Origin of the sequence: Ligilactobacillus hohenheimensis (assembly GCF_947381805.1) — a bacterium.
In the GTDB taxonomy this organism is placed as follows: Bacteria; Bacillota; Bacilli; order Lactobacillales; family Lactobacillaceae; genus Ligilactobacillus; species Ligilactobacillus hohenheimensis.
In genome coordinates, this window is the sequence record NZ_CANCXC010000001.1 from 91,481 (window position 1) to 104,808 (window position 13,328).

Below are 13,328 nucleotides of genomic sequence, written 5' to 3' on the forward strand. Positions count from 1 at the left end.
ACCATGTATGAGTATTTAACGGGGTTGGTTACTGCGGTGACGCCCGGTTACATCGTTGTTGATGTGGCAGGGGTTGGTTACCAGGTCCAGGTGGCGAACCCGTTTCGTTTCCATGAAAACGAAAAGCAGCGGGTGTACGTGTACCAGGCTGTTCGGGATACGGCCGTTACGCTATACGGCTTTAGCTCATTAGAAGAGAAGGAGCTTTTCTTGCGGTTGATTAGTGTAGCGGGAATCGGTCCCAAGAGTGCGCTGGCAATTTTAGCTAATGACGACCATGCCGGCTTTGTTGCGGCCGTTGAGGCGGACGACGTGAACTACCTGGTGAAGTACCCGGGAATTGGGAAGAAGACTGCTAAGCAGATTATTCTGGACCTTAAAGGAAAGCTCGCGCCGGTTGCTGCTGAAGCCCCGAACAAGGAAGTTGCCCAGCCACCGACTGATGATCCAGCCCTGCAAGAGGCGGTCGCTGCTTTGAGTGCTTTGGGATACACTAAGACGGAGGTCAAGCGGGTGACCAAGAAGCTCCGTGATTTTGAGGGGCAGTCGACTGACGAGTACCTGCGGGAAGCGCTCCGGTTGATGATGAATTAGCGAGAGGAGGGGTCGAATGGACGATGAAGAACGGATCGTCTCAGCTGCAAGTAACGATGCGGCCGAAGAACAGGTTGAGGGATCGTTACGCCCCCAGACGCTGAATGATTACATTGGGCAGGAAAAGCTCAAACAAGAAATTGGGGTTTACATCAAGGCTGCTAAACAACGGGAAGAAGCGTTGGACCATGTTTTACTGTACGGTCCACCAGGATTAGGGAAAACCACGATGGCCGTGATTATCGCTAACGAGTTGGGGGTGAACCTTAAGCAGGCGAGTGGCCCAGCAATCGAACGGCCCGGTGACTTGGTGGCGCTCTTGAACGAATTGACACCGGGAGACGTGCTATTTATTGATGAAATCCACCGTCTTCCCAAGAACGTCGAAGAAATTTTGTATTCAGCGATGGAAGACTATTACATCGACATCGTTGTTGGGCAGGATGCCGGCGCTCACGCCGTTCATTTCCCGCTACCTCCGTTTACCCTCATTGGGGCGACTACCCGGGCGGGAATGTTAGCGGCACCGTTGCGGGACCGGTTTGGGATAAACGGCCACATGCAGTATTATACCGAGAATGACCTGGTGGCGATTATTCACCGCTCCGCTCAGGTGTTACACACGGCTATCAGCCGGGAAGGAGCCCATGCGATTGCGCGGCGTTCCCGGGGGACCCCGCGGATTGCAAACCGGCTGCTTAAGCGGGTGCGAGACTTTGCGGAAGTTGCCGGAAAGGAGACGGTTGATCCGGAAATCGTGGATTATGCTCTCCAACTACTGCGAATTGATGAGCGGGGACTGGATGAGAATGACCGGCGGGTGCTGACCACGATGATTGAACTGTATGGTGGCGGTCCCGTTGGGTTAACCACGATTGCAGCCAATACGGGTGAAGAGGCGGAGACGGTCGCGGATATGATTGAACCGTATCTCATGCAAATTGGTTTTTTGAAACGGACGGCCCGGGGGCGGGTAGTGACGCCGGCGGCCTACGAGCATTTAGGAATTCCGTATAACCAGAACTAAGAGCGGTTGGCAAGGACGATTGTTTTTGGTATGGTTATGTTTAGACTATAACGAAGGAGTGTTATTAATGGGCTCGGTTACGACCATCATAATGTTTGTGGTTTTGTTTGTTTTGATGTACTTCATCATGATTCGGCCACAAAAGAAGCAGCAACAGCAGCACCAGGAAATGATTAACAGCCTCCACGTTGGGGATCACGTTGTTATGATTAGCCGGTTACACGGAAAGATTGACAAGATCAACAAGGCGGACGGTACGGTTTCCGTTGATTGTGACGGGATTTACCTGACCTTTGACGTGAACGCCGTAATGAACGTGATTCCGGCAACGGCGGGTGACGAAATTTCCGTTGACGAGGAGCTTGCTGAAAAGGATAAGGATAAGCAACAGGATGCAGATGACGATTCTGCGGAGGATAATTCCTACGACGCGAAGTAATTATGGAATAAAAGCGTTCCTTTGATGGAGGGACGCTTTTACTATGCTTTCTAGATGGTTTCTTTTACTATTGGTATCTCACAGAAAAATATTTTTAATGATATGATTTGACACGCTTACGATAATAGAGTAGAGTACTTCGTGGAGCTAAGTAATAGTTCTACGAAAGGAAGGTGCGTGTGATGCCAGTAATGAACGCGCAGGAGATTATGGACTTAATTCCTAATCGGAGTCCGATTTGCTACGTTGATTACGTTGATGAACTCGTTCCTGATAAGATGATTCGGGCAACGAAGAACGTCACCATTAATGAAGATTACTTCCGGGGGCACTTTCCGGGAAACCCGGTGATGCCTGGAGTATTAATCGTTGAAACCGCGGCACAGGTCGCCTCCATTCTGATTTTAAAATCACCAGCGTTTAGGAATAAGACCGCATACTTAGGCGCTGCTAATAAGGTCAAGTTTCGGCAAATGGTGCGCCCTGGAGCGATCCTTCACTTTACCGTTGAAATTATTAAGCAACGGCGCAACATGGGGACTGTGCGCTTTATTGCGACGCTTGATGATGGTAAGAAAGCCTGCAGCGGGGAATTGGTTTTCATTGTTGATGACCAAGAACGGCGGCAGTAGGTGATTATAAATGGGAGTAGGAGAATGAAAACGGGAATTAAAATTGTGGCGACGGGAGCGGCAGTTCCGGAGCGGGTCGTAACAAACGACGATTTAAGTACGTTCTTAGATACGTCAGATGAGTGGATTCGCCCCCGGACGGGAATTGAATCCCGCCATATTAGCACCGGCGAGAATACCGCCGATTTGTGTACCCGGGCAGCCCAGCAGATGTTGACGCGGAGCGGATGGGATCCTGCGAGTCTCGATTTGATCGTCGTGGGCACTATGTCGCCCGATTCATGTACGCCAGCGACTGCAGCGATTGTTCAGGGACGGATTGGGGCGGTAAACGCCGCGTGCTTTGATCTTTCCGCCGCGTGTTCTGGCTTTGTATACGGTCTCCAGGTCGCTCAGCGATTTTTAGCAACGGGAATGCACCGGGCCCTCGTCATTGGGGGCGAGGTATTATCCAAGCTGGTCGACTGGCAGGATCGGCGGACCGCGGTGCTGTTTGGTGACGGCGCTGCCGGGGTTCTTTTGGAAAAGCAGTCTGATGACGACGCAGCCGCATTTCTGGCTGGTCAGATGTGGGCGGATGGAACGGCATATGATAAACTACAAGCAGGGCAGACAGCCCCTTTGCAGTCGTTTCCGCCGCAGCACCAACGCTGGGAATACGCCCCGTTTACGATGGATGGCCATGCCGTTTATCGGTTTGCCACAAACGAAGTTGCCCGGTCGTTGACAACAACGTTGGATGCAGCAGGGATGACCGCTGATGATGTTGACTATTTTTTGCTACATCAAGCAAATTATCGTATCATAGATGTGATTGCTAAAAAAATTGGTCAGCCGGTTGCTAAGTTCCCAGTGAACATTGCGAAGTATGGAAACACATCTGCAGCAAGTATTCCGCTTTTACTGGATGAACTAGTAACCCACGGGACGCTCCACCGTGGAGCAGTGGTTGCGCTGAGTGGTTTTGGCGGCGGTCTGACTGTGGGAACACAAATTATTCGATTCTAAATCATGGTAAAGGAGTTTTATATCAATGACTGAAGAAGAAATTTTTGCTAAGGTACAGGAAATTGCAGCCGAAGAATTAGATGTTGATAAGGCGAAGATTACGCTGACGACAAACATCAAGGATGACCTGGATGCTGATAGCTTAGACCTCTTCGAAATCATGAGCGAACTTGAAGACGAGTTCGAAATTGAACTGGAGGCCGACGAGGACATCACGACGGTTGAAGACGTTGTTAAGTACGTTAAGAAGGAACTTGACGCTAAGGACTAATTTAATTTGATTTAGATAGGAACTGAACACCATGAAATTCGGGATTTTATTTAGTGGTCAGGGGGCCCAGTATGCAGGAATGGGTTGTGATCTGTACGCAAATGATGACTTATTCCGAAAGGTTGTTGATGCGGCGAGTCCGCATGTAGGTTACGACGTTGCTGCAGTTCTCAATGATGAGGACCGGCTAAACGAAACGAAGTATGTTCAACCAGCCATTGTTGCTGTCGAACTCGGGTTAGTTGCGATGCTCAAACGCGATGTTTCCACCCTCGCCATTGGAGGCATGGTGGGGCTCTCGCTTGGTGAGTATGCTGCGTTAATCGCGAGTGGTGCGATGCCGTTTGACGCTGGAATGGACGTCTTACGGCTCCGGGCGGCAGCAATGCAAGCAGACGCCGATGCCCGGCCAGGAGCAATGGCAGCAGTCTTAAATCCTGACGTTGAGCAGGTCAAGCAGGTCTGCGCGGCATGCTCTGATCAGGATCATCAGGTCGTGATTGCTAATTATAATTCCCCGAAACAAGTTGTTATTGGTGGTGATCAGGCTGCAGTAGCCGCAGCAAGCAAACAGTTAAAGGATGCTGGTGTGCGGCGCGTGGTTCCATTAAAGGTAAGCGGGGCGTTTCACACCCCGCTTTTTGTGAATACACAGCAGCAGTTAGCAACGGCTCTGCCTAAGCTTACGTATCATGAGCCTGATTATCCGGTAATTAGCAACACCACGGGAAGACCATTTGAAAAGGACGAAATTGCGGCCGTGCTCACCAAACAAGTCAGCACGCCGACGCACTTTGCTGATTGTGTTCGCTATATGATTAACGCCGAACAGGTGACAGCCACTCTCGAGGTGGGGCCAGGACAAACACTCAGCAAGTTTACTAAGCAGATTGACCGGCAGGTAGTGCGGTACCACGTTGATAGTATGGACGGGTACCAGCAACTGCTGGCAACGTTACGGGGGGAAGAATGATGAAATTAAAGGATCAGGTTGTATTTATCTCGGGCTCGTCCCGGGGATTGGGCGCACGGATGGCCGTACGGTTTGCCGCTGAAGGCTGTAAGGTAATTTTAAACGGCCGGAAGGGGATTCCAGACGAATTAATTGACCAAATCAACGAATATGGAGTACAGTACGCAACGGTGCTGGGCGACATTTCAAAGGCGGAAGACGTTAAGCGAATGACGAAGGAGGCCTTTGATGCGTTTGGGCGGATTGATATTCTGGTCAACAATGCCGGGATTACTAAGGACACCCTGCTTGTGGGGATGAAGGAAGCGGACTTTGAACAGGTGATTAACGTCAACCTGAAGGGGACGTTTTTGATGACTAAACTGTTCATGAAGCGGATGAACAAGCAACGGTCCGGGTGCATCATTAACATGGCAAGCGTTGTTGGCTTGCATGGGAATGTGGGTCAGGCAAGTTACGCCGCAAGTAAGGCCGGGGTGATTGGCTTAATGAAGACAACCGCCCGCGAAGGAGCCTTACGGGGGATTCGGTGCAACTGCATTGCGCCGGGAATGATTAAGTCTGATATGACCGATGCCCTAAGCGATAAGGTTAAGAAGCAGATTATGGAACAAATTCCGTTGAAACGGTTCGGGACGCCCGATGACGTGGCGGACGTTGCCCTGTTCCTGGCTAAGAGTGATTACGTCACTGGTCAGGTAATTTCCGTGGACGGCGGGATGACAATTTAGTTGGAGGGATAACATGGCGAGAGTCGTTGTAACGGGAATGGGCGTTGTTGCGCCTAACGGAATTACCCGGGACGAATTTATTGAAAACACGTTTGCAGGAAAGGTGGGCATTAAACCGATTACCAAGTTTGATGCCACGGATACCGGAATTAGTGTGGCTGGCCAGGTCGATGGCTTTGACTACAAGGAACGCGTTGGTCGGGAAGGCCGGCGGATGGACCTCTTTGCGCAGTACTCGGTTCATACGGCTCTGGAAGCGGTCGAACAGGCCGGCATTACCCCGGAAAACACCCGGGGTGAGGATATGGGCGTGATTTTTGGAACCGGGATTGGGGGCCTTTCAACCATTCAGAAGCAGATTCTGAAAATGGGAAAACGGGGTCCGCGGGCGGTTTCCCCGCTCTTTGTTCCGGAAATTATTCCGAACATGGGAGCCGGCAACATCGCGATTCGGCTTGGCGCTAAGAACACGTGCATGACGATTGTTACGGCGTGCTCGACGGCAACGAATTCAATCGGTGAGGCTTTCCGGCAAATCAAGGAAGGCCGGGCTGAAGTCATGATTACCGGTGGCGCCGAAGCACCAATCGATACGATCGGGATCGCGGGCTTTGCTTCCCTTACGGCTCTTTCCAAGGAAAGTGACCCACTGAAGGCGTCAACGCCGTTTGACGAAAACCGGAGTGGGTTTGTGCTTGGTGAAGGGGCGGCTGCCCTTGTACTTGAAAGCTACGACCACGCAAAGGCGCGGGGCGCAAAGATTCTCGCGGAAGTGGTCGGTTATGGGAGCACGTGTGATGCTTACCATATTACTGCGCCGGATCCAACTGGTGACGGTGCGGCCCGGGCGCTCAAGCAGGCCATGGACGAAGCAGGCATTACCCCTGATCAGGTCGGCTACTTGAACGCGCACGGAACGGCCACGCACGCCAATGATGTTGGGGAAGCAAAAGCAATCAACCTTGCTTTTGGGACTGATAGTGACCTGCAGGTTTCAAGTACTAAGTCAATGACTGGGCACCTGTTAGGGGCGGCCGGAGCGGTTGAGGCCGTTGCAACGGTTGCCGCCCTTCAGCGGGGAGAACTCCCGCCGAACATGGGGTTAACCAAGCAGGATCCGGAATGCCAGATTAACGTGGTAACTGAGCCTGGCACCAAGGCGCCTGATTTAGAGTATGCAATGAGTGACTCCCTTGGCTTTGGGGGCCATGATGCGGTATTAGCATTTAAAAAATGGAGTGACTAAGCGTGAACTTTAACGAAATTAAGGATTTAATGGCGGAATTTAATGCCTCCCCAACCCGGGAGCTGGAAATTACTGAGGAAAACGGGTTTCGGCTTCGGCTAAGTAAGAATGATGCGCCGCAACGGGGTGAAGCCCAGCAGCCGGTCACACCTTCAGCTAGTCAGCCAACCACGGCACCGGCCCAACCAGCCCAACCGGTTGAAGCTTCCCAACCCAAGGAAGAACCGGCCCAGACTAAGTCGGCTGAGCCGGAAGGGCCCGTAATTAAGGCGCCAATGGTGGGAACGGTTTACCTACAAGCTAAGCCGGATAGTCCCGCCTACGTAACGGTTGGCCAGCCGGTTCATAAGGGAGACGTTGTCTGCATCATCGAGGCAATGAAGATGATGACGGAGATTAAGAGTGACGTTGACGGGGTGATTGCGGAGGTTCTTGTTGATAACGAAGACCTCGTTGAGTTTGATCAGCCCCTCTTCCGCGTAACGGAGGGATAACAATGGCAATGGATATTAACGAAATCAAAAAAATTATTCCGCACCGTTACCCGTTCCTACTGATTGATCGGGTTGAGGAAATCGTGCCTGGTGAAAAGGCGGTTGCCATCCGGAACGTAACGGCGCACGAAGAAGTTTTTAACGGCCATTTTCCGGATAACCCGGTCCTTCCGGGGGTACTGATTGTTGAGTCGCTGGCACAAACGGGAGCAGTAGCGCTCCTGTCACAGCCCGAATTCAAGGGGAAGACGGCGTTCTTTGGTGGCATTAAAAACGCAAAGTTTCGCCGGATTGTTCGCCCGGGCGATCAGTTACGGTTGGAAGTAACGCTTGAGAAGTTAAAGCATAATATTGGCACTGGAAAGGGAATTGCAACGGTGAACGGCAAGAAGGCTTGCTCAGCAACGTTGACGTTCTTTATTGGTGATGACGAAGAGACGGGGCGGTAAGTGCATGTTCAAGAAAGTATTGGTTGCTAATCGGGGTGAGATTGCTGTCCGGATTATTCGTTCCTTAAAGGAAATGGGAATTAAGACGGTCGCGATTTACTCGGTTGCTGATCAACATAGCCTGCACGTTCAGCTGGCTGATGAGGCTGTCTGTGTTGGGGGAAACCGGCCACAGGATTCATACTTAAATATGAAAAACATCCTTGCAGCGGCTGTTGGCACCGGGGCAGAAGCAATTCACCCGGGGTTCGGTTTTCTTTCAGAGAACAGCGAATTTGTTGAAATGTGTGAGGCGTGTGGAATCACGTTCATTGGGCCGCATTCGGAAACCATCGAACTGATGGGGAATAAGGCGAACGCCCGGGTGCGGATGCAGCAGAGCGCGGTTCCCGTAATCCCGGGAAGTGAAGGCTTTATCGCTGACGCTGAAGAGGCTCTCAAGGTCGCAGCCAAGGTTGGTTACCCAGTAATGCTCAAGGCCGCCGCTGGTGGTGGCGGTAAGGGAATCCGCCGGGTTGACCACGAAGAGGACCTAGTAGCGGCGTTTGACAATGCGCAGCGCGAAGCCCAGAGTGCGTTTGGCGACGGGCGGATGTACCTCGAAAAGATCATGACCAACGTCAAGCACATTGAGGTGCAGGTCTTTCGGGACCGGGCTGGTCACATGGCGTACTTCCCGGAGCGGGACTGTTCCGTCCAGCGGAATAAGCAAAAGATGATTGAGGAAAGCCCGTGTAGCCAATTAACGGCAGCTGAGCGGGCGCACCTCGGTGAAATTGCCCTGCGTGCGACCGAAGCAATTGATTACCTGAATACCGGAACGATTGAGTTTTTGATGGACCAGGAGCACCACTTCTACTTCATGGAAATGAATACCCGGATTCAGGTTGAGCACACGATTTCGGAAATGATTACCGGAATTGACCTCGTGAAGGCGCAAATCATTGTCGCTGCCGGCGGTGACCTGCCATTTACGCAGAACGACGTGCGGATTTCCGGACATGCAATTGAGTGCCGGATTAACGCCGAAGACCCTCAGCGGAACTTTATGCCGGCTGTTGGAAAGGTTACTAAGCTGTACCTACCAGTCGGAAATCTCGGTGTGCGGATTGATTCCGAGTTGTATTCGGGAGCAACCATTTCGCCGTACTATGATGCGATGATTGCGAAGGTCGTGGCTTGGGGGCATGACCGGGACGAAGCAATCGCTAAAATGATCCGGTTACTCAAGGAAATGCGCGTTGAAGGGGTCACTACTAACCAACAGTTCCACCTAGAGATACTAAAAGATCCAGTCTTTCGGGCCGGAACGTTTACGACGGATTACGTTGAAACGCAGGTTTTGCCGCGTTGGAAAGAGAAAATGGGTGAGGAATAATGCGACTGTTTGACTTGAAAACCCTCCGTAGCCGGCACGTTAAGGCTGATAAAGAGGCCATGGATAAGGTGCCGGAGGGATTATGGCAGGCCTGTCCGAAGTGTCATCAGACGGTTTACCATAAGGAACTAGGAAAGTATAAGGTTTGCCCGCAATGTGGGTACGGGTTCCGGATTGGCGCCCGGGAGCGGTTAAGCTGGCTGGTCGATAAGAACCAGTTTACTGAATACGATGCGGACCTGCAGACGGACGACCCGTTATCCTTTCCGGGATACCGCGATAAAATTGCCGCTTGCCAGGCCAAAACAAACCTGAATGATTCGGTGTTAACCGGGGTAGCAATGATTAAAAAGCAGCGGTGTGCGCTGGGAATCATGGATCCCCAGTTTATCATGGGTTCGCTCGGCCGCGTCACCGGCGAAAAGATCACGCGGCTCTTTGAACGGGCAACCCGAGAACAGCTGCCCGTTGTTTTATTTACGTCGTCTGGTGGTGCGCGGATGCAGGAGGGAATTGTTTCCCTGATGCAGATGGCGAAGGTTTCCCGGGCGGTAAAGGATCACAGTGATGCGGGGCTCTTTTACCTGACGGTCCTGTGTGACCCAACGACCGGGGGGGTAACGGCTAGTTATGCAATGCAGGGTGATATCATTCTTGCTGAACCGCGTTCACTAGTGGGCTTTGCTGGGAAACGCGTGATTGAACAGACGATGCACCAGAAGGTTCCGGCTGATTTGCAGGATGCTGAGACGGTCCTAAAGAACGGGTTTATCGATGCGATTGTTCCGCGGGACAAAATGCGTTCTGCGGTTGCCTGGCTTTTGAAGTATAATGTGATGGGAGGCAGAAGCAATGGCTAAGGGTGACGAACAGACAGCGGCGGCCATTGTTGCTGCCGCCCGGGAACCAAAAAAGATTACGACCCCAGAGCTGATTCATGGCTTATGCAGTGAGTTTATGGAACTTCATGGCGATCGCGGAAATGGCGATGACCAGGCCGTTATTGGGGGAATCGGTGTGTTTAACCAGCAGCCGGTGACCCTAATTGCAACCGACAAGGGGACGAGTGCTGAGGAACGGATTGTTAAAAACTTTGGAAGTCCGTTACCAGCTGGTTACCGGAAAGCCCGGCGGTTGATTATGCAGGCGGCCAAGTTCCACCGACCGGTGATTACGCTTGTTAATACGTCCGGTGCGTACCCGGGACAAACAGCCGAGGAGAATGGTCAGGGTGAGGCGATTGCACGGAACTTGCTTGAGTTAAGTACCGTGCCGGTTCCCATGATTACCATTATCTTTGGTGAAGGGGGAAGCGGAGGAGCACTTGCTTTGGCCTGCGGTGATGAGGTGTGGATGCTTGAAAATTCAATGTACTCGGTCCTATCACCAGAAGGGTTTGCGTCAATCCTGTGGAAGGATAGTACGCGTTCAGCAGAAGCCGCTGAACTTCTCCAATTAACTCCCCAGGCGCTATTAAAGCAGCAGGTGATTGAGGGGATTATCCCCGAGCCTGGTTCGCACAAGAAGGTTGTGCGGAATATTGCTGATGTCCTTAAACGCGAGTTACCCCGGTTACAACGGATGACAACAACTGAACTGCTTGAGCAGCGGAAACAGCGCTACCGGAAGTTTTAAGTAAAGGAGTAATGGAAAGTGGGATTATTGTCAGGAAAGAAGATCCTCGTTATGGGGGTTGCCAATAAGCGGTCCATTGCCTGGGGATGTGCGCAGGTAATGGAAGAACAGGGTGCGGAGGTTATTTACACGTACCAAAATGAACGAATGAAGCGTGGGGTGAGTCGGCTTGTCGAAGACGACCACCGGCTCGTAGAATGTGATGCCGCTAATGACGAAAGCATTCAGCAGGCGTTTAAAACCGTGAAGGAACGGTTTGGCAAAGTTGATGGCATCGTTCACGCGATTGCGTTTGCTAAGAAGGAAGAGCTCGGGGGAAGTATTTTGAATACGAGCCGTGACGGGTTTGCGCTGGCACATGACGTATCAGCATACTCCCTGATTGCCGTTGCCAAGTACGGAAAGGATATCCTGAATAATCCGGCAAGTATCGTTACCCTCACTTACTTTGGGTCAGAACGGGCCATCCCAAGCTACAACGTAATGGGGATTGCCAAGGCTTCGCTGGAAGCAAGCATGCGCTACCTTGCCCGGGACATGGGTGAGTACGGCGTGCGGGTAAACGCTATTTCCGCGGGGGCCGTTCGGACGTTAGCTGTTACGGGAATTCACGGTCATTCAGACCTGCTGAAGATTTCCGAGGAACGGACGGTTGATGGCCAGTCCGTAACGACCAAGGAAATTGGGGGATTATGTGCCTTCCTGATGAGTGACCTATCAACCGGGGTTGTCGGGGACGTGATCTACGCTGATAAGGGGGTTCACCTGATTTAAGCGTCAGGTGTTTGAAACCCGAACAAAGCAATAATTGTATTATTATATTTTTCGTGAAGGTTGCGGTAGACGCCGCAACCTTCTTTTATGGTAAAAATTATGGGAATTCAGGTCGCCCTGTTGTTAATTAACGGGTTTCCCGCTAAAATGGTGGTGAATACTCTGGAAAGTGGTGCGAGAATAATAATGACAAAAAAGCAGAAGGCGTTGTTCGTAATCTTCGGCGGAACTGGTGACCTTGCACGGCGGAAATTATATCCGTCCCTTTTTAAGTTATACCGGAAGGGATTTCTTGATGATGACTTTGCAGTGATTGGAACGGCCCGGCGGGAATGGACTGATGACCATTACCGTGAGGTTGTTTTGGACTCAATTCGGAAGCTGGTTCCAGCAACAATTGACCCGGATGAGTTTACGAGCCACTTTTACTACCAGGCCCATAACGTGAACGATACGCAGCACTACGTAACCCTCCGGCAGTTGGCTGAGCGTCTTGACGAGCAGTACCAGCTCGGCGGCAACCGGATTTTTTACATGGCAATGTCACCGAAGTTTTTCAGCGTGATTGCTAAGCACCTCAAGACCCAGGGATTGGTGACGCCGGAAGGATACAACCGGTTAGTAATTGAAAAGCCGTTCGGGAACGACCTGGAAAGTGCCCGGAAACTCAATGATGACCTGCGGAAGTACTTCCCGGAGGAATCCATTTTCCGGATTGACCACTATCTGGGAAAGGAAATGATTCAGAATATTTCTGCCTTGCGTTTTGGGAACAACCTGTTTAACGCTTTGTGGAATAACCGCTACATTGATAATATTCAGATTACCCTCTGTGAACCGCTGGGGGTGGGAACCCGGGCCGGTTACTATGAAGGAGCCGGGGCCTTGCGGGACATGTTCCAGAACCACGTTTTACAAATCGTTTCCCTACTAACGATGAATTCCCCGGCATCGTTTACCGACGAGGATATCCGGCGGGAAAAGATGAGTGCCCTCAAAGCGCTCAAATTCTACAGCGCTGATGAGATTAAGCAAAACATTGTCCGCGGGCAATACGATGCGGCCAACGGAATGAAGGGGTACCGTGAAGAAAACGGGGTAGACGAGTATTCCGGGACCGAAACGTTTGTGGCGGGCAAGCTGATTGTTGACAACATGAGCTTTGCCGGGGTGCCAATTTACTTCCGGACAGGGAAGCGGATGCGGTGCAAGCAGTCCCGGGTGGACGTTGTGTTTAAGAACTTGCCAGCCCGGATTTTTAAGTACGGTGAAATTCGCCAAAACGTGTTATCGATTGAGGCGGACCCGCATTCCCGGATGTCACTGCAACTCAATACCAAGAAGGAGGGGCAGGGATTTGCGATCCGGCCAATTAACCTTGAGTTTAAGGCCAACGAAAACGAGATTCCTGGCGCATACGAGAAGCTTCTTTTGGATGTCCTCTACGGGAACGCAATGAACTTTACCCATCTGGAAGAACTGCTCTATTCGTGGCAGTTCGTGGATGCCATTGAGCGGGTTTGGGATGACGAAGGAACGCCGGCTGACTTCCCGAACTATGATTGTGGAACGATGGGACCCCGGAGTGCGATGGAATTATTGGCCCGGGACGGAAAGTTCTGGGTATATGATCCAGAATAAGAAAGTGAAATGCAGGACCGTGGCGGTTGTCACGGT

The 13,328-nt window shown here is 51.6% G+C and carries 16 protein-coding genes; all 16 read left to right on the plus strand.

What is annotated here, in order from left to right:
• Positions 1-3 precede the first annotated feature (3 nt).
• Positions 4-594 (plus strand): Holliday junction branch migration protein RuvA, encoded by a 591-nt coding sequence (gene ruvA / locus QOR60_RS00485; RefSeq protein ID WP_283581402.1) that lies wholly within the window; start codon positions 4-6, stop codon positions 592-594.
• A 16-nt stretch (positions 595-610) separates the two neighbouring features.
• Positions 611-1,621, plus strand: a complete 1,011-nt coding sequence (gene ruvB / locus QOR60_RS00490; RefSeq protein WP_283581403.1) for a Holliday junction branch migration DNA helicase RuvB — start codon at positions 611-613, stop codon at positions 1,619-1,621.
• Between the two features lie 67 nt (positions 1,622-1,688).
• Positions 1,689-2,060: a preprotein translocase subunit YajC gene (gene yajC / locus QOR60_RS00495; RefSeq protein WP_283581404.1), complete on the plus strand. Its 372-nt coding sequence runs from the start codon at positions 1,689-1,691 to the stop codon at positions 2,058-2,060.
• Positions 2,061-2,242: 182 nt separating this feature from the next.
• Positions 2,243-2,692 (plus strand): 3-hydroxyacyl-ACP dehydratase FabZ, encoded by a 450-nt coding sequence (gene fabZ, locus QOR60_RS00500; protein ID WP_283581405.1) that lies wholly within the window; start codon positions 2,243-2,245, stop codon positions 2,690-2,692.
• Between the two features lie 24 nt (positions 2,693-2,716).
• The gene (locus tag QOR60_RS00505; RefSeq protein WP_283581406.1) at positions 2,717-3,700 is read left to right on the plus strand and encodes a beta-ketoacyl-ACP synthase III; all 984 of its coding nucleotides are present in this window, start codon (positions 2,717-2,719) and stop codon (positions 3,698-3,700) included.
• Between the two features lie 25 nt (positions 3,701-3,725).
• Complete coding sequence (locus QOR60_RS00510) at positions 3,726-3,971, plus strand: acyl carrier protein (protein WP_283581407.1); 246 nt, start codon at positions 3,726-3,728, stop codon at positions 3,969-3,971.
• Positions 3,972-4,002: 31 nt separating this feature from the next.
• Positions 4,003-4,944 (plus strand): ACP S-malonyltransferase, encoded by a 942-nt coding sequence (locus QOR60_RS00515; protein WP_283581408.1) that lies wholly within the window; start codon positions 4,003-4,005, stop codon positions 4,942-4,944.
• Positions 4,944-5,675, plus strand: a complete 732-nt coding sequence (gene fabG / locus QOR60_RS00520) for a 3-oxoacyl-[acyl-carrier-protein] reductase (protein ID WP_283581409.1) — start codon at positions 4,944-4,946, stop codon at positions 5,673-5,675. The genes QOR60_RS00515 and fabG overlap by 1 nt, the downstream gene beginning before the upstream one ends.
• 13 nt (positions 5,676-5,688) lie before the next feature.
• Entirely contained in the window at positions 5,689-6,921 is a 1,233-nt protein-coding gene (gene fabF / locus QOR60_RS00525; protein WP_283581410.1) for a beta-ketoacyl-ACP synthase II, read from the plus strand.
• A 2-nt stretch (positions 6,922-6,923) separates the two neighbouring features.
• Positions 6,924-7,415, plus strand: a complete 492-nt coding sequence (accB, locus tag QOR60_RS00530; RefSeq protein WP_283581411.1) for an acetyl-CoA carboxylase biotin carboxyl carrier protein — start codon at positions 6,924-6,926, stop codon at positions 7,413-7,415.
• A 2-nt stretch (positions 7,416-7,417) separates the two neighbouring features.
• On the plus strand, positions 7,418-7,864 hold the full coding sequence (fabZ, locus tag QOR60_RS00535) for a 3-hydroxyacyl-ACP dehydratase FabZ (RefSeq protein ID WP_283581412.1): 447 nt from the start codon (positions 7,418-7,420) through the stop codon (positions 7,862-7,864).
• Positions 7,865-7,868: 4 nt separating this feature from the next.
• Positions 7,869-9,242, plus strand: a complete 1,374-nt coding sequence (accC, locus tag QOR60_RS00540) for an acetyl-CoA carboxylase biotin carboxylase subunit (RefSeq protein WP_283581413.1) — start codon at positions 7,869-7,871, stop codon at positions 9,240-9,242.
• Positions 9,242-10,102, plus strand: coding sequence for an acetyl-CoA carboxylase, carboxyltransferase subunit beta (gene accD / locus QOR60_RS00545; RefSeq protein ID WP_283581414.1), 861 nt, complete (start codon positions 9,242-9,244; stop codon positions 10,100-10,102). The genes accC and accD overlap by 1 nt, the downstream gene beginning before the upstream one ends.
• On the plus strand, positions 10,095-10,877 hold the full coding sequence (gene accA / locus QOR60_RS00550; protein WP_283581415.1) for an acetyl-CoA carboxylase carboxyltransferase subunit alpha: 783 nt from the start codon (positions 10,095-10,097) through the stop codon (positions 10,875-10,877). The genes accD and accA overlap by 8 nt, the downstream gene beginning before the upstream one ends.
• 18 nt (positions 10,878-10,895) lie before the next feature.
• The gene (fabI, locus tag QOR60_RS00555) at positions 10,896-11,651 is read left to right on the plus strand and encodes an enoyl-ACP reductase FabI (RefSeq protein ID WP_283581416.1); all 756 of its coding nucleotides are present in this window, start codon (positions 10,896-10,898) and stop codon (positions 11,649-11,651) included.
• A 186-nt stretch (positions 11,652-11,837) separates the two neighbouring features.
• A complete protein-coding gene (zwf, locus tag QOR60_RS00560) occupies positions 11,838-13,292 on the plus strand; it encodes a glucose-6-phosphate dehydrogenase (protein ID WP_283581993.1) in 1,455 nt (484 codons plus the stop codon).
• The last annotated feature ends 36 nt before the right edge of the window (positions 13,293-13,328 follow it).

Coding starts and splice junctions, on each gene's coding strand:
- ruvA (WP_283581402.1), top strand. CDS start 4: ATGTATGAGTATTTAACGGGGTTGGTTACTGCGGTGACGCCCGGTTAC.
- ruvB (WP_283581403.1), top strand. CDS start 611: ATGGACGATGAAGAACGGATCGTCTCAGCTGCAAGTAACGATGCGGCC.
- yajC (WP_283581404.1), top strand. CDS start 1,689: ATGGGCTCGGTTACGACCATCATAATGTTTGTGGTTTTGTTTGTTTTG.
- fabZ (WP_283581405.1), top strand. CDS start 2,243: ATGCCAGTAATGAACGCGCAGGAGATTATGGACTTAATTCCTAATCGG.
- QOR60_RS00505 (WP_283581406.1), top strand. CDS start 2,717: ATGAAAACGGGAATTAAAATTGTGGCGACGGGAGCGGCAGTTCCGGAG.
- QOR60_RS00510 (WP_283581407.1), top strand. CDS start 3,726: ATGACTGAAGAAGAAATTTTTGCTAAGGTACAGGAAATTGCAGCCGAA.
- QOR60_RS00515 (WP_283581408.1), top strand. CDS start 4,003: ATGAAATTCGGGATTTTATTTAGTGGTCAGGGGGCCCAGTATGCAGGA.
- fabG (WP_283581409.1), top strand. CDS start 4,944: ATGAAATTAAAGGATCAGGTTGTATTTATCTCGGGCTCGTCCCGGGGA.
- fabF (WP_283581410.1), top strand. CDS start 5,689: ATGGCGAGAGTCGTTGTAACGGGAATGGGCGTTGTTGCGCCTAACGGA.
- fabZ (WP_283581412.1), top strand. CDS start 7,418: ATGGCAATGGATATTAACGAAATCAAAAAAATTATTCCGCACCGTTAC.
- accC (WP_283581413.1), top strand. CDS start 7,869: ATGTTCAAGAAAGTATTGGTTGCTAATCGGGGTGAGATTGCTGTCCGG.
- accD (WP_283581414.1), top strand. CDS start 9,242: ATGCGACTGTTTGACTTGAAAACCCTCCGTAGCCGGCACGTTAAGGCT.
- accA (WP_283581415.1), top strand. CDS start 10,095: ATGGCTAAGGGTGACGAACAGACAGCGGCGGCCATTGTTGCTGCCGCC.
- zwf (WP_283581993.1), top strand. CDS start 11,838: ATGACAAAAAAGCAGAAGGCGTTGTTCGTAATCTTCGGCGGAACTGGT.